Here is a 249-nt window from a genome sequence, read left to right as displayed (position 1 = left end):
CGCCGAATCCACGCGTTCACCCGCCACGCACTCGCTCCCGGCCTCCATCATTCGGTGCGCGCGCGCGAGTCGTGCCGCGAGATCGGTGTCGCGGATCACGCCGTTCGGGAACCACGGCGCGTCCTGCGGCCGGCCGACGATCGTGCTGGCCAGCGTGCGCAGGTAAGCAACCGGCACGTAGCTGACGCGATAGCACCACCCTTCGTCGGTCGCGCGCGAGCCCGTGTGGACTTCGCCGGGATTGATCAC

General features: G+C 69.9%; 1 protein-coding gene. It reads right to left on the bottom strand.

From position 1 onward, the window contains the following. A partial coding sequence (locus SB771_RS36090; protein ID WP_410722174.1) for an AraC family ligand binding domain-containing protein occupies positions 1 to 249 on the bottom strand: 249 nt, incomplete at both ends.

Source organism: Burkholderia sp. SIMBA_051 (assembly GCF_046534915.1).
Taxonomy (GTDB): Bacteria; Pseudomonadota; Gammaproteobacteria; order Burkholderiales; family Burkholderiaceae; genus Burkholderia; species Burkholderia ambifaria.
This window is presented reverse-complemented; position numbering and strand designations above follow the sequence as displayed.